Annotated in this window: 14 protein-coding genes and 1 tRNA gene; 6 read left to right on the top strand and 9 right to left on the bottom strand. The window is 63.4% G+C overall.

Going from position 1 to position 15712, the window contains the following annotated elements:
* Positions 1-26 precede the first annotated feature (26 nt).
* The 4 genes from purH to LPA35_RS07645 all read right to left on the bottom strand — a co-directional run bounded on the left by purH (position 27) and on the right by LPA35_RS07645 (position 3726).
* On the bottom strand, positions 27-1628 hold the full coding sequence (gene purH / locus LPA35_RS07660) for a bifunctional phosphoribosylaminoimidazolecarboxamide formyltransferase/IMP cyclohydrolase (RefSeq protein WP_228896291.1): 1602 nt from the start codon (positions 1626-1628) through the stop codon (positions 27-29).
* Positions 1629-1724: 96 nt separating this feature from the next.
* Positions 1725-1958 carry a Fis family transcriptional regulator gene (locus tag LPA35_RS07655; protein WP_015015597.1) on the bottom strand — a complete coding sequence of 78 codons (234 nt, stop codon included), beginning with the start codon at positions 1956-1958 and terminating at the stop codon, positions 1725-1727.
* Positions 1955-3001, bottom strand: a complete 1047-nt coding sequence (dusB, locus tag LPA35_RS07650) for a tRNA dihydrouridine synthase DusB (RefSeq protein WP_228896290.1) — start codon at positions 2999-3001, stop codon at positions 1955-1957. The genes LPA35_RS07655 and dusB overlap by 4 nt, the downstream gene beginning before the upstream one ends.
* Positions 3002-3162: 161 nt before the next feature.
* Positions 3163-3726 (bottom strand): M15 family metallopeptidase, encoded by a 564-nt coding sequence (locus LPA35_RS07645; protein WP_228896289.1) that lies wholly within the window; start codon positions 3724-3726, stop codon positions 3163-3165.
* Between the two features lie 153 nt (positions 3727-3879).
* Between LPA35_RS07645 and LPA35_RS07640 the strand changes: the two genes are divergently transcribed.
* Entirely contained in the window at positions 3880-4362 is a 483-nt protein-coding gene (locus tag LPA35_RS07640; RefSeq protein WP_055393381.1) for a YqaA family protein, read from the top strand.
* Positions 4363-4384: 22 nt separating this feature from the next.
* On the opposite strand, the gene LPA35_RS07635 is transcribed toward LPA35_RS07640, so the two are convergent.
* The 5 genes from LPA35_RS07635 to LPA35_RS07615 form a co-directional block, all read right to left on the bottom strand.
* Positions 4385-6022 carry a bifunctional aminoglycoside phosphotransferase/ATP-binding protein gene (locus tag LPA35_RS07635; RefSeq protein WP_228896288.1) on the bottom strand — a complete coding sequence of 546 codons (1638 nt, stop codon included), beginning with the start codon at positions 6020-6022 and terminating at the stop codon, positions 4385-4387.
* 140 nt (positions 6023-6162) lie between these two features.
* Entirely contained in the window at positions 6163-7404 is a 1242-nt protein-coding gene (locus LPA35_RS07630; protein ID WP_055393383.1) for a diguanylate cyclase, read from the bottom strand.
* 245 nt (positions 7405-7649) lie between these two features.
* The gene (gene rarD, locus LPA35_RS07625) at positions 7650-8528 is read right to left on the bottom strand and encodes an EamA family transporter RarD (protein WP_055393385.1); all 879 of its coding nucleotides are present in this window, start codon (positions 8526-8528) and stop codon (positions 7650-7652) included.
* A gap of 126 nt (positions 8529-8654) precedes the next feature.
* Positions 8655-9749 carry a redox-regulated ATPase YchF gene (ychF, locus tag LPA35_RS07620; protein ID WP_228896287.1) on the bottom strand — a complete coding sequence of 365 codons (1095 nt, stop codon included), beginning with the start codon at positions 9747-9749 and terminating at the stop codon, positions 8655-8657.
* A gap of 83 nt (positions 9750-9832) precedes the next feature.
* Positions 9833-10702 (bottom strand): MOSC domain-containing protein, encoded by an 870-nt coding sequence (locus LPA35_RS07615; protein ID WP_228896286.1) that lies wholly within the window; start codon positions 10700-10702, stop codon positions 9833-9835.
* Positions 10703-10792: 90 nt separating this feature from the next.
* Here LPA35_RS07615 and LPA35_RS07610 point away from each other — a divergent pair, with 90 nt between their 5' ends.
* The 5 genes from LPA35_RS07610 to LPA35_RS07590 all read left to right on the top strand — a co-directional run bounded on the left by LPA35_RS07610 (position 10793) and on the right by LPA35_RS07590 (position 15590).
* Positions 10793-11926, top strand: coding sequence for an FAD-dependent monooxygenase (locus LPA35_RS07610; RefSeq protein ID WP_228896284.1), 1134 nt, complete (start codon positions 10793-10795; stop codon positions 11924-11926).
* Positions 11927-11979: 53 nt separating this feature from the next.
* Positions 11980-12708, top strand: coding sequence for a DsbC family protein (locus tag LPA35_RS07605; RefSeq protein ID WP_055393390.1), 729 nt, complete (start codon positions 11980-11982; stop codon positions 12706-12708).
* A 79-nt stretch (positions 12709-12787) separates the two neighbouring features.
* Entirely contained in the window at positions 12788-14593 is a 1806-nt protein-coding gene (locus LPA35_RS07600) for a M61 family metallopeptidase (RefSeq protein WP_228896282.1), read from the top strand.
* Between the two features lie 115 nt (positions 14594-14708).
* A complete protein-coding gene (locus LPA35_RS07595; protein ID WP_176886979.1) occupies positions 14709-15488 on the top strand; it encodes an enoyl-CoA hydratase in 780 nt (259 codons plus the stop codon).
* A gap of 25 nt (positions 15489-15513) precedes the next feature.
* A tRNA-Met gene (locus LPA35_RS07590) sits at positions 15514-15590 on the top strand.
* The last annotated feature ends 122 nt before the right edge of the window (positions 15591-15712 follow it).

The raw sequence follows: 15712 nt of genomic DNA, 5'->3' as shown, positions 1-15712 counted from the left end.
TTTTTGTTGGATGACCGCCGGTCGAATCAATGGCGGAAGTGGCGCACGCCACTGAACACCATGGCTACGCCGCGCTCGTTGGCGGCGTCGATCACTTCGTTGTCGCGCATGGAGCCACCGGGCTGGATCACGCAGGTGGCGCCCGCATCCACCACCACATCGAGGCCGTCGCGGAAGGGGAAGAAGGCGTCACTGGCTACGACCGTGCCTTGCAAGGTCAGGCCTGCGTGGCCCGCCTTGATGCTGGCGATGCGGGCCGAGTCCAGGCGGCTCATCTGGCCCGCACCCACGCCCATGGTCATGCCACCCTTGCAGAAGACGATGGCATTGCTCTTGACGTACTTGGCCACCTTCCAGGCGAACAGCAGGTCTTCCATTTCTTCCAGCGTGGGCTGCTTCTGGGTCACGACCTTGAGGTCGATGAGCGACAGCTCGTGGTTGTCGGCGGTCTGCAGCAGCAGGCCCGAGCCGATGCGCTTGGCGTCCATGGCGTTGCGGCCGCGTTCCCAGTCGGTCTTGCCACCATGCGCGGGCAGTGCAATCTTGAGCAGGCGCACATTGGCCTTGGCCTTGAAGATCTCCAGCGCCTCGGCCGTGAAGTCGGGGGCCATCAGCACTTCGACAAACTGCTTGCTCACCTGCTGGGCGGCCGGGCCGTCCACCACGCGGTTGAAGGCGATGATGCCGCCGAAAGCGCTGGTGGGGTCGGTCTGGAAGGCCTTGCTGTAGGCGCTCAGCGCGTCCAGGCCCACGGCCACGCCACAGGGGTTGGCGTGCTTGACGATCACGCAGGCGGCGGCGTCAAAGCTCTTCACGCATTCCCAGGCGGCATCGGCATCGGCGATGTTGTTGTAACTCAGCTCCTTGCCCTGCAATTGCACGCCGGTGACCAGCGAGCCGGGTGCGGGGTACAGGTCGCGGTACAACGCGGCTTGCTGGTGGCTGTTTTCACCGTAGCGCAGGTCTTGTACCTTGGTGAAGATGCCGTTGCTCTGGCCGGGGAACTGGGTGCGCGTGGGCACGTAGGTTTCCGACAGTTTTTCTTCTTCGAACGTGACGGACGAGAGGTAGTCGCTGATGGCGCCGTCGTACTGGGCGATGCGATTGAATGCGGCCACCGATAGCGCAAAGCGCAGCTTGTCAGACAGCTTGCCGCCCGCTTTCAGCTCGGCCAGCACGGCGTCGTACTGGTCGGCCGAGGTGATCACGCCCACGTCCTTCCAGTTCTTGGCTGCGCTGCGCACCATGGCGGGGCCGCCGATGTCGATGTTCTCGATGGCGTCGGCCAGCGTGCAGCCGGCCTTGGCCACGGTGGCTTCAAAGGGGTAGAGGTTGACCACCAGCAGGTCGATGGTGTCGATGCCGTGTTCTTTCAACGCTGCCATGTGTTCGGGCAGCTCGCGGCGCGCCAGCAGGCCGCCGTGCACCTTGGGGTGCAGTGTCTTCACGCGGCCATCCAGCATCTCGGGGAACTGGGTGACCTCGGCCACTTCGGTCACGGGCAGGCCTTTGTCGGCCAGCAGCTTGGCGGTGCCACCGGTGGACAGGAGCTTGATGCCCAGCGCGTGCAGCGCTTGGGCGAATTCGACGATGCCGGTCTTGTCGGAGACGGAGAGAAGTGCGTTCATGGTGTGGGAGGGGGAGAGTTTGAATAAAAACAGGCTCTAGCGCTTATCCATCAAGCGCAATCAGCTACAAATTAAATAGCAAATAACACAATGACGTCAGAGCAGCTTGTGCTCGACGAGCTTTTTGCGCAGCGTGTTGCGGTTCAAGCCCAGCCATTCGGCCGCGCGGGACTGGTTGTTGTCGGCCTGCTGCATCACGACTTCCAGCAGCGGCCTTTCGACCACACGCACCAGCATGTCGTACATGCCATCGGGCGTCTCGCCGCCCAGGTCGCGAAAGTAGCCCTGCAGGCTCTCGCGCACGCATTCTTCTATGTGTTTCTTGCTCATGCAGCCAATCCCTCTTGTTCTTCTGGTTCTGCGTCCAAGCCCGTGGCGGCAGGCAGCCGGTCCATCTGTTGCCCGAGGGCGTCCAGGTGGTCGGCCACGGCCTGCCACTGCGTGGTGCTGTCTTCGATCGTGTTGATGTGTTGCCTGAAGGCCTCGCCGCCCGGCAGCGCGCGCAGGTACCAGGCAATGTGCTTGCGCGCACTGCGCACCCCGGTCAGCTCGCCATACAGGCTGTAGTGGTCTTGCAGGTGGTCCAGCAGCAGGCGGCGCACCTCGGCCACCAGCGGCGGCGCCAGGTGTTCGCCCGTGGCCAGAAAGTGGCCGATCTCGCGGAAGATCCATGGTCGGCCCTGTGCGGCGCGGCCGATCATGATCGCGTCGGCGCCAGTGGCAGCGAGCACGTCGCGCGCCTTTTCGGGCGAGGTGATGTCGCCGTTGGCCACCACGGGCACCTTCACCGCCGCCTTGACGGCTGCGATGGTGTCGTACTCCGCGTGGCCCTTGTAGCCCTGCTCGCGCGTGCGGCCATGCACGGTGAGCATCTGAATGCCCACGCTTTCAAACTGCCGCGCCAATGCCACGGCGTTCTTGTGCTCCTGGCACCAGCCGGTGCGCATCTTCAGCGTGACAGGCACGTTGAAGGGCGCGCAGGCCTCGACCACCGCAGCGGCAATTTCCACTGCCAGCGCTTCGTTCTGCATCAGGGCGGAGCCCGCCCATTTGTTGCAGACCTTCTTGGCCGGGCAGCCCATGTTGATGTCGATGATCTGCGCGCCGCGTTCCACGTTGTAGACCGCAGCCTCGGCCATCATCGGTGCATCGGTGCCAGCGATCTGCACGGCAATGGGCCCCGGCTCCCCTTCATGGTTGGCCCGGCGCGAGGTCTTGAGACTGTTCCACAAGTCCTTGCGCGAGGTCACCATCTCGCTCACCGCATAGCCCGCACCCAGCGCCTTGCACAGCTGGCGGAACGGCCGGTCGGTGACGCCCGCCATCGGGGCGACGAACAACCGGTTCGCCAAAGGAATGTGGCCGATGTGCATGGGCGGGGTGGGATAGGGAGGCAGCAGCAGATGCTGAAAAAGGAGGCAGGATTGTACCTGCTCAAAATTTCAGCAAATGAAATATCTCGACCGCTGAAAATCGGACGGTCTTGTCACCCTCAGGCGCAGCTGGGGCGAGTACCACCCCGCAGGGAGCAAGGTCATCGCGCGGCGAGGTCAGCGTCCGCGGTGCGCACCGGTGCAGGGCCGCGCAGCGCATAGTGCCACCAGGCGTCGGGGGTGTTTTCAAACTGGTGGCGGGCCATCGTCGCACGCAGCCAGGCGCGGTTGTGCAACACATCGGGCGAGAAGCCCTGGGCGGCCGACTCTGCCCCCGCCAGCGCCGCACCCGCAGGCGTGCCCATGTCCACATCGTGCCCATCGGCCAGTGGCCCGCGCACCACCTTGCTGGCCTTCATGCCGTCCACCACACGCACCTGCACCACCCAGCCGCCACCAGTGGCCGGGCAGGTAGCCTGCAACACCATGCCCTGCGCCTGCAATTCCTGGCCCACCCGCTGCAAAGCGGCGCGCGCAGTAGGGGTTTCGCTGCAAGGGCTGGCGACATGCACCTCAGCGGGTTGGAGTTCAGGCACCGCTGCCTGTGGGCTGTGCACACAGGCAGCCATCAGCAGCGCCAGGGCCAGAGGCAGCCAGCGTGAGCCAACAGGCGCGCCAGCCAGAGCGGTGCCGCTGGGGAAGACGTGGGGTTCAAAACGTTGCATGCTGCCTCCTCCTTGGGAATTTTTCGGGGGACGGTGTGGTTACCACGATAAGAAAGGAGCCCCTTGCAGGCCATGCGCAGATGGCGCAGCCCGGCGTAGGACAGCGCCCCCTGGCACCAAAGCACCGGCTGCGCAGCCCTACACTTGGCCCCTATGGAAATCTGGATGCACCAGCTGCTGGAATGGCTTGCGCTGCCGCAGTTCGGCCTGAGCACGGTCTTTGTGGTGGCGTTCATCTCCGCCACGCTGCTGCCTTTGGGCTCGGAGCCTGCGGTGTTCGGCTTGATCAAGATCAACCCTGAACTCTTCTGGCCCGCCATCCTGGTGGCCACGGTTGGCAACACGCTGGGCGGTGGTGTGAGCTGGTGGATGGGCCTGGGCGCTCACAAGGTGGTGGACAAGGCCCGTGGCAATGCCACTGAAGTTCGCGCGCTGAACTGGCTTCGGCGCTTTGGCGCCCCCGCCTGCCTGATGAGCTGGCTGCCCGTGGTGGGCGACCCGCTGTGTGCTGTGGCAGGCTGGCTCAAGCTGCCGTTCTGGCCTTGCCTGGCCTATATGGCTGTGGGCAAATTCTTCCGCTATCTGGTTATGACGAGCGTGTTGCTGTACTTCATGCCAGGGCATCTGGCGATGTAGTGGCCCGCCGAAGCCACCGGGATCAGGGCGGCAATAGACGGTCCCAGTTCACGGGCACCGTGGTGTCCACGTGCAGCGTGATCGCCTCTTCGTGGGACTGCAGCGGGTGGGCGCGGGCCCACTGGGCGTCCAGCACGGCCACGTCCGCCTCTGACGCACCGGCTCCGGCCAGCGCGCGCTGGCGCACACGCTCGCGCAGCACCGGCAAGGGGGCCTCGAACGACAGGATGTGGCAGGGCACTTGCACAGAATCGGCCAGGGCCAGGAAAAGCGCGCGGGCATCGCGGTCCAGCAAGGTGGCATCCACGATCACGGAGTAGCCTGCCGCCAGCACCTCGCGCGCCACTTGCGACAACCGCTGGTGCGTGCGGAATGTGGCCTCGGCGGTGTAGATGCCGCCAGGTACGCCGTCGCTGGAAGCATTAGGCGCCAGGCCGAATAGGCGCTTGCGCTCCACATCCGCCCGCACGCGCACCAATCCACGCTGGCACGCCAGGGTCAGCGCATGGGTGCTCTTGCCCGCCCCCGAAAAGCCATGGGCCAGCCACAACGCAGCAGGGCGCGCCACCGGCCAGCGCGCAGGCCGTTGCCCCGCAAAACCCGCCGCCAGTTCCAGATATTCCTCCAGGGCTTGCACAGCCTGCGCACTGCCATCACCGCAGGTTGGGTTCAGCCGCAGGGCAGCAACCCGCGCCCGCACCAACGCGCGGTAGGCTCCGTAGTACCGCAATACGGACAGGCCCGCGTAGTCTCCCGTGTGCTCCAGCCACCGGTTCAAAAACCGCCAGGCCAGATCGGCCCGGCCATGGGCCGCGAGGTCCATCACCACAAAGGCGATATCGGCCACACAGTCGATCCAGCGCAAGGCGGGGTTGAACTCGATGGCATCGAACAGCTGGGCCTCGCCATCGATGAGTGCAATGTTGGCCAGATGCAAATCGCCATGGCATTCGCGCACCCGACCGGCTGCCCGCCGTGCCTCGAACGTGGTGGCCAGGGCCCGCCCCTGGTGCCGGCACCAGCCGACCACCTGCGCCAGCAGAGGGCCCTGACCGGGCAGCGCGCTTGCCACGGGTGCGCGCAGAGCCGCCACACAGTCATTCACTGGCGCTTGCACCGCTGCCGCCGTGCCCCAGGTGTCGGTGCTTGCAGCGATGGCGGCTGCGTCGTGGAACTGCGCCACATGGCACGCCAGCTGGTCGATCTGCACAGGCGACACGCGATGCGCATCCAGTGCAGCGGCGAGCAGTGCGTCCTGGGCAAAACGTCGCATCCACACGACGGGCTCTGCGCCTGGCAGAGCGTCTTTCCACGGCACCACCTGAAGCGTGGTGGGGGCGCCATCCGCCCCAGCATTCACCTGACCCACCAAACCGACAAGGCCCAAGTACACGCCCGGCGCCGTGCGGCGATTGATGCGCAGCTCTTCCTCGCAGGCGGCGTGCCGCAGGGCATGGGTACTGAAGTCGAGAAAATCCAGCTGCAAGGGTTTCTTGAGCTTGTAGGCAAAGTCACCCGCAAGCAGCACCCAGGAGATGTGGGTCTCGATACATTCCACGCGCTCTACAGGGTGGGGAAAAGCCTGCGGTTGTTGCTGCAGCAGACGCACACGCTGCTGGGCGGTGGCGAATTCGGCCGACAGGTCGGTGGATGAGGGCATGGAACGGACGCGGGGGAAAGGCACCAACGCACAAGCGCGAAAGGCAGCCATGCCACCCAACGTGGGGGATGGAAACAGGCGTTCAGTGTGAACACCGAAGGCCGCTTGTCAACCCGGCCAGCACAAACAACGGCCAGCAGCTACAGGAAAGCGTTGCTGCTGGAGATCGACAAGTCCGACAGCTGCGAATCGCCTTTGGCAACGGGCTCCTCGACCACCACCTGGTTGCGCCCGCCTTCCTTGGCCATGTACATGGCGGTATCGGCCCGCGAGAAGAACTCCAGCACCGACTCGCCCAACACATACTGCGTCACCCCGACCGATACCGTCACCCGGCCCTTGAGCAATCCGGTCCAGGCATGGGTTTCCACCTGCGCGCGAATGCGCTCACAGGTATTGAGCGCAGGCAGCAACGAAGTGCCAGGGAAGATGAGCAGAAACTCTTCACCCCCATACCGGCCAAAAACATCGCCCCCGCGCACGCCCTGCTGCGCGATGCGCGCAAAGGTGCGCAGCACCTCGTCGCCCCCCAGATGCCCCAGCTCATCGTTGATGCGCTTGAAGTGGTCAATGTCCAGCACGGCCAGGCACAACGGGATGCCACTTTCGTCGGCCAGCTGTTTTTGCTCTTCCAGCGCGGCCAACACGTAGCGGCGGTTGAAGCATCCCACCAGCGGATCGCGCTGGGCGTCTTCCTGGATGTTCTTGATCTTGCGGCTTGCATGGTAGAGGCTGCGGTACAGGCGCTGCACGCGGCCCATGAGGGCAATGAAGGCGGGCAAAGAGACCGCCAGAGCCACCCAATGCAATGCCTCCAGACGCAGCAGGGCGTTGTTCTGCTGCTCCAGGTAGTGCAGCCCCACCACCCCGGCATAGAGGCACAACATGCAGGCCGCCAGTGCCAGCAGGGTGGGCCGTGGCACAGTGAAAATGCCATAGGCCACGGCCACAAAGGTGAATGGCGCCAACAGGATTTGCGTAACGGGCGCCAGGTAGACAATGCCGAGCATGCACGCGAGCGCTGTAGCCACCATGGCCAGCTTCAGGTGCCGATGCCGCACATTTTTGTGCAAGCCCGTGTTGAAAATGCCCCAGAAGGTCGCGCAGACCACCGCCACCAGCACGCCCAACACGGCGAGCACCTGGAGGTCCACCATGCCCAGCGCACAAAACCCCAGCATCGCCAGCGCATAGAGCCCCATCAGCCCTGCGGCCAGCAACCATTTTTCGCGCGCACTGCGCCCACTGCGGGGCCCCATTCCATCCAGCGCGCGGCGGGCCGGGCGCACCATGGCTGAAGACGAGTCATCGAACTCCATGACAGCGTCGGACAGGGGAAAGGCGTCCGTCGCCGAAAACGGATTCTTGCGACCAAAAAACATGTGGAGGCAGGCCTGAGCCCGGGTTCGTTCGGGTGATGCTTCACCGAAATGCGCAGGCTGCAGGCACCAACACCCGGCAGACGAGCCCGCGCATCTTACGCAGAACTGACACCCTCGCGCTCCGTGTTTTCCAGTAGCACCTCCAGCGGCGCAGCAAATCTGTGCAATGAATGCGACGCGAGCCCATCGAAAAGACTCCCAGCCCCGGTTCCACGCATGCGGTGCGGGGAGCACTCGGCCCTTCTTCAGGCCACTACAACCCGCCGGCGCGTCCACCAGCCTTCCATGCTGTAGACCAGCAGCGCCGCCCAGATCAAGACAAACCCCACCAGGCGCGCTGGCTCGAACGGTTCATGGAACAACCACACGCCCAGCGCAAACTGCAGGCTGGGCGAGATGTACTGCAGGATGCCCAAGGTGGACATGGGGATCAGGCGCGCACCCGCCGCAAACAGCAGCAGCGGAACTGCCGTCATGGGGCCCGCAAGCAGCAACCAGCCGACGGTGGCGGGCGTGCCCTGCACCAGCGCACCCTGGCCTTGCCACGCCCACCAGCCCAGCACGACGGCGGCCACCGGCGCGAGCACCAGCGTCTCCAGCGCGAGACCCTCCAGTGCGCCCAGCACAGCAACCTTGCGCAACAACCCATAAAAGCCAAAACTCAAGGCCAGCACCAGTGCAATCCAGGGCAGGCGCCCAGCCTGCACCGCCAGCCACAGCACGCCAGCGGCCGCCACGGCCACCGCCATCCATTGGCCCGAGCGAGGCCGCTCACGCAGAAATACAAAGCCCAGCGCGACGTTGACCAGCGGAAGGATGAAATAGCCCAGGCTGGCGTCTACCACGTGCTGGTTTTGCACCGCCCACACATAGGTAAGCCAGTTGCCCGACAGCAGCATCGCAGACAGCACAAATGCCGCCAGCACCTTGGGCTGGCGCAGCACGGTCCCCATCCACGACCATTGCCTGCGCACCATCAGTACGCCAAATACAAACACCAGCGACCACAGTGTGCGGTGCATCACCACTTCGAGCGAGGGCACGTCTGCCACCTGCTTGAAATACAGGGGGAACAGGCCCCAGGCGATGTAAGCCAGGGCGGCGTAGAGGATTCCAGTGTTCATAGAAATCGATGCTCAGGGGGATGCGTGGCCCCCCTGCCAAACGGTCGTAAAAAATCCCTGCATGCCAGGGGCCCTGCAGGGATTGCGGGCCACCGGGCCATAACCCGATGGCGTTTTCAGTGATTTTTAGACGTTGAACAGGAAGTTCAGCACGTCGCCGTCCTTGACCACGTATTCCTTGCCTTCGGCGCGCATCTTGCCAGCATCCTTGGCGCCCTGCTCACCCTTGTAGGCGATGAAATCGTCAAAGGCAATCGTCTGCGCACGGATGAAGCCGCGCTCGAAGTCACCGTGGATCACGCCGGCCGCCTGGGGTGCCGTGTCACCAATGTGGATGGTCCACGCGCGCACCTCCTTCACACCCGCAGTGAAATAGGTCTGCAGGCCCAGCAGCTTGAAGGCGCCCCGGATCAGGCGCGCGAGGCCGGGCTCGGTCTGGCCCATTTCGGCCAGGAACATGTCACGGTCTTCGTCGCTCATTTCAGCCATCTCGGCTTCCATCTTGGCGCAGATCGCCACCACGGGGGCGTTCTGGCTGGCGGCGTAGTCCTTGAGGCGGTCGAGGAAAGGGTTGTTCTCAAAGCCGTCTTCGCTCACGTTGCCCACGAACATCGCGGGCTTGGCCGTGATCAGGCACAGGGACTTGAGCAGCGGCTGCTCTTCCTTGGTGATCTCGACCGAGCGGGCGGGCTTGCCTTCATTGAGCGCAGCCTGGATGCGCGCGAGCAGCGCCACCAGCTTGGCGGCATCCTTGTCGTTGCCCGACTTGGCAGCCTTGGTGTAGCGATTGAGCGCCTTCTCCACAGTGCCCATGTCGGCCAGGCACAGCTCGGTCTGGATGACTTCGATGTCCGAGATCGGGTCCACGCGGCCGGCCACGTGGATGACGTTGTCGTCCTCGAAGCAGCGCACCACGTTGACGATGGCGTCGGTTTCGCGGATGTGGGCCAGGAACTGGTTACCGAGGCCTTCACCCTGGCTGGCACCCGCCACCAGGCCGGCAATGTCCACGAACTCGACGATGGCCGGCACGATGCGCTCGGGCGAGATGATCTGGGCGAGCTGCTGCAGGCGGGGGTCAGGCACTTCCACCACGCCCACATTGGGTTCGATGGTGCAGAACGGATAGTTCTCGGCGGCGATGCCGGCCTTGGTCAGCGCGTTGAAGAGGGTGGACTTGCCGACGTTGGGCAGGCCCACGATGCCGCATTGGAGGCTCATGGCAGGGCTTTCTGGATTTCGGAGACAAACCGCCGATTTTACGGGCCAGCCAGCTATCACCCTTTCACGCCATGTTCACACCGTCAGTCGAAGCGCAGATTGGCCGCCACCCGCTGACCCACGCGCAGCATCTGGCCCGCCCCCTGGCGCACGATGGCATTCATTCCGAACGTGATGGCGCCATCGAGCCGTTGGTCCTTCCGATAGGTCCGCAGGGTGTCCCCCACCGATGGGTTGCTTTCGGCTGTAGCGGGGTCGATGTCAGGAATGGGGCACCGCGAACAAGGTTTGACGGGCTGCAGGTGGATTTCACCCTCTTGCGCATCCACACGCACCAGATCCACTCGGTCCTCGTCGTGTGCGTCCACCCCGGCCAGGACCACATTGGGCCGAAACCGCTCGATCCCCGCGGCGGCATGGCCTGCAGCCTGAAGTCGCACGTTCAGCTCATCCATCGATGCCTGGCTGGCGAGCAACAACGGAAAACCATCGGCAAACTGGTTCGGCGCCTCGACACCGCCCGTCCATTCCATGCTGGACAAGCGGCGGTATTCAGGATCAAAACGGACAAGGCGGCAGGGCTGACCGAGGAAGTCCGTAAACCACTGCGCCGCCACGGCACCCATGTCCCATGCGGGCACCGTGTCGCGCCACACGGTCACTGTGGCGGGCGCCTCGACCGCATCGATGGCCACATGCAAGGCCAGCATGCCAGGCGCACGCAGCACCATCTCATCGCCTTTGAGCTGCGGGCGAATCAGCGCCATGCGCGGCAGCGTGCGCTGGGTTACAAACATGCCCTCAGCGTCTACCACCATCCAGGCACGGTCCAGATCGAGCCCCGTATCGGTGAGCACGGCCTGCTGCACTTCAATGCCGGCACACGACTTGACGGGATAGACAAACAGGCGCGCGATGGTGCCCGACAGATCGGAATCAGGGTGGAAACTCACGCGAAGGTGCTCCTCAAAAATGACCAGTTGGACAGCGAGCCCGATTTTGCACCGCGCCCAAGGGCCCAGGCCCGCTCCTACAATGCCGCCATGGCCCAAACCTTTGATATCTGTATTCGCGGCACCGGCATTGTGGGCAAGACGCTGGCACTGCTGCTGGCCCGCGAACGGCTGAAAGTGGCCCTACTACCCGCCCCCGGCCCGAAGGCCCCTGCAGCTGCGGATGTGCGGGCCTATGCGCTGAACGCAGCATCGCGCAAACTACTGGAATCGCTTCGCAGCTGGCCCGATGCAGAGCACGCCACAGCCGTGCGATCCATGCAGGTGCGGGGAGACCGGGATGGTGCCGTGCATTTTGATGCGGCAACCCAAGGGGTGGAAGCTCTGGCCTGGATCGTGGACGTGCCTGCCCTGGAGGCCCGCCTCGCCGAAGCTCTGCGCTACCAGCCCCAGGTGGAAATGGTCGATGCCCCCGTGCCGGCGGCCCTGACCGTGGTGTGCGAGGGCCGCGCCAGCAGCACGCGCGAAGAGTTTGGTGTGGGTTTTCAGGTAACGCCGTATGGGCAACACGCCATCGCCACCCGATTGCAGTGTGAACGCGCCCACGAACAGGTGGCACGGCAATGGTTTTTGCCCGACGGCATTCTGGCTTTTTTGCCTTTGGGCGGGCCGCAGGGGAACTCCGTGGCGGTTGTCTGGTCCGTCTTGCAGGAACAGGTCGCGCCGCTGATGGCCTTGTCCCCTGAAGAATTCGCGCAGAAGCTCCAGATGTCCAGCCAGGAATCCCTGGGGTCGCTGACGCTCAGTGCGGAACGAGCAGCCTGGCCCCTGCAGCTTGCAAAAGCAGACCGCTGGTGTGGCAGCTTGCCATCCACCGGAAAAAACCCGCGCAGCTGGGTGCTGGCTGGTGACGCGGCGCACAACGTGCATCCGCTCGCAGGCCAGGGGTTGAACCTGGGACTGGCAGACGCCCAAGCCCTGGCCTGCGCACTGCATGGGCGCGACTACTGGCGCAGTGTGGCTGATGTACGTTTGCTGCGGGGCTACGAGCGCGAGCGCAAGGCAGCCCTGCTGCCGATGGGATTGGCGACGGATGGCCTGCAACAACTCTTCTCCCGCCAGGAAGGGCCCCTGCAGGCGCTGCGCAATTGGGGAATGAAGGGCTTTGAACTGAGCGGCCCGCTGAAGCACTTCGTGGCCCGCCAGGCCATGGGAAATTACTGACCACACCGGTGGCCACCCTCTGGAAGCCACCAGACCGTTTTAACGAGAACACCATGAAACTGATTCCCACCCTGCTCGCTGCCGCCGCGCTGGCCTCCGGCTTTGCCGCCACCGCACAAGAAGCGGACATCCGCAAGGCGCTCGCTGAACGCATTCCCCAAATGGACAAGATTGACGAGGTGCGCCCCACCCCCATGAAAGGCCTCTACGAGGTACGCATCGGGACGGACCTTTTCTACACGGACGCCAAGGGCAACTATGTGATCCAGGGTGAACTGATCGATACGAAAGTGCGCCGGAATCTGACCGAAGACCGCATTGCAAAGCTCACAGCCGTCGAGTTCTCGGCACTGCCCCTCAAAGACGCCTTCACCATTGTGCGGGGCGACGGGAAACGCAAGTTGGCCGTGTTTGAGGACCCCAACTGCGGCTACTGCAAGCGTTTTGAACGCGACCTGCAGAACGTGGACAACGTGACGGTGTACCTGTTCCTGTACCCCATCCTCAGCCCCGACTCTGCGGAAAAATCGCGCAACATCTGGTGCTCCAAAGACCAGGTGACGGCCTGGCAGGATCTCATGGTGCGGGACAAGCCTGTGCCTGCAGCGAGCTGCGATACCAGCGCCTTGCAGCGCAACCTGGCATTTGGCCGCAAGCACAAGATCACAGGAACGCCTACGCTAATTTTTGCCAACGGCGCCCGCGTGCCGGGAGCCATCGGCGCCAAGGAAGTGGAAAAGCGCCTGGCCGAGGCCAGCAGCGAAACCCCTGCCGCCAACTAATATGCGTTTTGCATGCGCGCAGGCCCCGCTCCCACGGGGCCGCGCCATCTGACCACAAGGCCCGAACCTGCAGTTGCCCATGCCCTCAACCCGAAAGCCAGAATCCGCCGCCATTCACTACCACGTTGAGCCAGCGGACCTGCACGGTCATCTGTTTCGCATTGCACTGACGATTCCCCACCCTTCGGCGCAGCAAGAGGTCTCGCTGCCGATCTGGATTCCGGGGAGCTATCTGGTGCGGGAGTTCTCCAAAAATCTGCAAGAGCTCAAAGCCCACCAGGGCACGCGGGAAGTGAAGCTCACGCAATTGGACAAGCATCGGTGGCAAGCTGAATGCAGCCCCAACAAGCCCCTTGTGCTGTCCTACGCCGTCTGCGCCTACGACACCTCGGTGCGCACGGCCTGGCTGGACGCATCGCGCGGGTTTTTCAACGGCACCAGCCTGTGCCTGCGCGTGCAGGGCCAGGAAACGCAGCGCCACACGCTCGATATTGCCAGCACGCCTGCTACGGCCACTTGGTCAGTGGCCACCGGCTTGTCTCCCGTCAAGACAGACAAGAAGGGTTTTGGTCTCTACGCTGCGGCGAACTACGACGAGCTGGTTGACTGCCCGGTGGAAATGGGCCTCTTCTGGACCGGCCGCTTCACGGCCCGGGGCGTTCCGCACCGCTTTGTGGTGGCCGGTGCAGCGCCCTCTTTTGACGGCAAGCGCCTGCTGGCAGACACCCAGAAGATCTGCGAGACCGCAATCCGCTTCTGGCATGGCGAAGGCAAGGCGCCTTTCAAGAGCTACCTGTTCATGCTCAACGCTGTGGGCGACGGCTACGGAGGGCTGGAGCACCGCAACTCCACCGCGCTCATCTGTGGACGGCGCGACCTGCCACGGGTCGATGAGGTCCGCACTGGTGATGGATACACCACACTGCTGGGCCTGATCAGCCACGAGTACTTTCACGCGTGGAACGTCAAGCGGCTGCGCCCCGCCGATTTTGCCCAATACGACTACAACCGCGAAAACTACACGGAGCTGCTGTGGTTTTTCGAGGGCTTTACCAGTTACTACGACGATTTGCTGCTGCGCCGAGCAGGGTTGATTGACGATGCTGCGTACCTGAAGCTCATCACCAAAACCATCAACCAGGTGCTCCAGACACCAGGCAGGGCCGTGCAGACCGTAGCGCAAGCCAGCTTTGACGCCTGGGTCAAATACTACCGCCAGGACGAAAACACCCCCAACGCGACCGTCAGCTACTACACCAAAGGCTCGCTGGTGGCACTGTGCCTGGATCTTGCCCTGCGCCGCGAAGGCAAGACCAGCCTCGATGAGGTCATGCGCACGCTGTGGCTGCGGTGCCAGGGCGGCCCGATGTCGCAAGACGATTTGCTGGCAGTATTGAAAGAACTGTCCGACCGGCCCTTCGACGCAGAACTGGCGCGGTGGGTGCACAGCACCGCAGAACTGCCGCTGGCAGAGTTGCTGGAAGCCAACGGCGTTTTGCTCAAGGCGGAGCCCCCCCAATGGGCGCAGCGGCTGGGGCTGCGGGTGGGAGAAAACCACAGCGTGCAAATCAAGACCGTGCTGCGAGGCGGCCCTGCGGAAAAGGCGGGCATGGCGGCTGGCGATGAGTGGCTGGGCATCGATGTGAAAGGCCAGGGGTGGCGCATCAGCAAGCTGGAAGATGTGGCGTTCTATGCTGGCACCGAGACATCCTTGACGGCCCTAGTGGCGCGGGACGGCCGACTGCTGCGATTGCCGCTCGAACTGTCGGCCCGCAGTGCGTCCACACCCCCCAAGAAGACCTCCCGCACCACCACCGCCACGGTGCCAGATACGGTGAGCCTGTCGATTGCCAACGCTGGCACCCTGGGGCGCTGGTTGAACTGAGCCAGGGACATGACACCGGATTGGTACGGTGTTCTACCTACCAGCGCATAGGTTCGGGCATGCTTGGGTATATTCGTTCGTGCTTTCATAACTACCTATAAACCCAGGAGATTTCATGTCTTACGAAACTATCGAGGTTCGCATTGAGGCGGACAAGGTTGGTATCGTCACGCTCAACCGGCCCAAGCAGCTCAACGCGCTGAACGACCAGCTCATGGATGAGCTGGGCGCGGCACTGAAGGCCTTTGATGCGGACGAAAAAATCGGCTGCATCATCGTCACAGGCAGTGAAAAGGCGTTTGCTGCAGGCGCCGACATTGGCGCCATGGCGAAATACAGTTTCGCAGACACTTACAAGGGCGACTACATCACCCGCAACTGGGAAGCGATCCGCTCCATCCGCAAGCCCGTCATTGCCGCTGTCAGCGGTTTTGCGCTGGGCGGTGGCTGTGAGTTGGCCATGATGTGCGATTTCATCATCGCCGCTGAAAACGCCAAATTCGGCCAACCCGAAATCAAACTGGGCGTGATCCCCGGCGCAGGCGGTACGCAGCGTCTGCCGCGCGCAGTGGGCAAATCCAAGGCGATGGACATGGCCCTGACCGGTCGCATGATGGACGCGGTGGAAGCCGAACGTTCCGGCCTGGTCAGCCGCGTGGTGCCCTACGACAAGCTCATGGACGAAGCACTGGGTGCCGCCATCATCATTGCAGGCTTCTCCCAGATCGCCGTGATGGCGGCCAAGGAGTCGGTCAACCGCGCCTTCGAAGGCAGCTTGTCGGACGGTGTGATGTTCGAGCGCCGCCTCTTCCACGCCCTGTTCTCCACCCAGGACCAAAAGGAAGGCATGGACGCTTTCATGAACAAGCGCACCGCGAACTTCACACACCAATAATTTTTGTTCTATAATCTTGGACTGCGGTCGTATAGCTCAGTTGGTTAGAGCGCAGCATTCATAATGCTGATGTCGGTGGTTCAAGTCCACCTACGACCACCAAATCCAACCCACAGTGCCTGCGCACTGTGGGTTTTTTATTGGGCAGCCGCACCGCAAAAATCATAGCTGCCGACGCTTGGTACCATTGGTTTTCAATGGGAAATCGCTGGAAATCCTTTAAA

It is taken from the genome of Acidovorax sp. Leaf73 (genome assembly GCF_916855635.1).
GTDB classification, from domain to species: Bacteria; Pseudomonadota; Gammaproteobacteria; order Burkholderiales; family Burkholderiaceae_C; genus Acidovorax; species Acidovorax facilis.
Note: the sequence above shows the minus strand (reverse complement) of the source record. Positions and strands in the feature narration are given on the sequence as shown.

Coding starts and splice junctions, on each gene's coding strand:
- LPA35_RS07605 (WP_055393390.1), top strand. CDS start 11,980: ATGAAACTGATTCCCACCCTGCTCGCTGCCGCCGCGCTGGCCTCCGGC.
- LPA35_RS07645 (WP_228896289.1), bottom strand. CDS start 3,726: ATGCAACGTTTTGAACCCCACGTCTTCCCCAGCGGCACCGCTCTGGCT.
- rarD (WP_055393385.1), bottom strand. CDS start 8,528: ATGAACACTGGAATCCTCTACGCCGCCCTGGCTTACATCGCCTGGGGC.
- LPA35_RS07640 (WP_055393381.1), top strand. CDS start 3,880: ATGGAAATCTGGATGCACCAGCTGCTGGAATGGCTTGCGCTGCCGCAG.
- LPA35_RS07630 (WP_055393383.1), bottom strand. CDS start 7,404: ATGTTTTTTGGTCGCAAGAATCCGTTTTCGGCGACGGACGCCTTTCCC.
- LPA35_RS07610 (WP_228896284.1), top strand. CDS start 10,793: ATGGCCCAAACCTTTGATATCTGTATTCGCGGCACCGGCATTGTGGGC.
- LPA35_RS07635 (WP_228896288.1), bottom strand. CDS start 6,022: ATGCCCTCATCCACCGACCTGTCGGCCGAATTCGCCACCGCCCAGCAG.
- LPA35_RS07655 (WP_015015597.1), bottom strand. CDS start 1,958: ATGAGCAAGAAACACATAGAAGAATGCGTGCGCGAGAGCCTGCAGGGC.
- dusB (WP_228896290.1), bottom strand. CDS start 3,001: ATGCACATCGGCCACATTCCTTTGGCGAACCGGTTGTTCGTCGCCCCG.
- purH (WP_228896291.1), bottom strand. CDS start 1,628: ATGAACGCACTTCTCTCCGTCTCCGACAAGACCGGCATCGTCGAATTC.
- LPA35_RS07600 (WP_228896282.1), top strand. CDS start 12,788: ATGCCCTCAACCCGAAAGCCAGAATCCGCCGCCATTCACTACCACGTT.
- ychF (WP_228896287.1), bottom strand. CDS start 9,749: ATGAGCCTCCAATGCGGCATCGTGGGCCTGCCCAACGTCGGCAAGTCC.
- LPA35_RS07595 (WP_176886979.1), top strand. CDS start 14,709: ATGTCTTACGAAACTATCGAGGTTCGCATTGAGGCGGACAAGGTTGGT.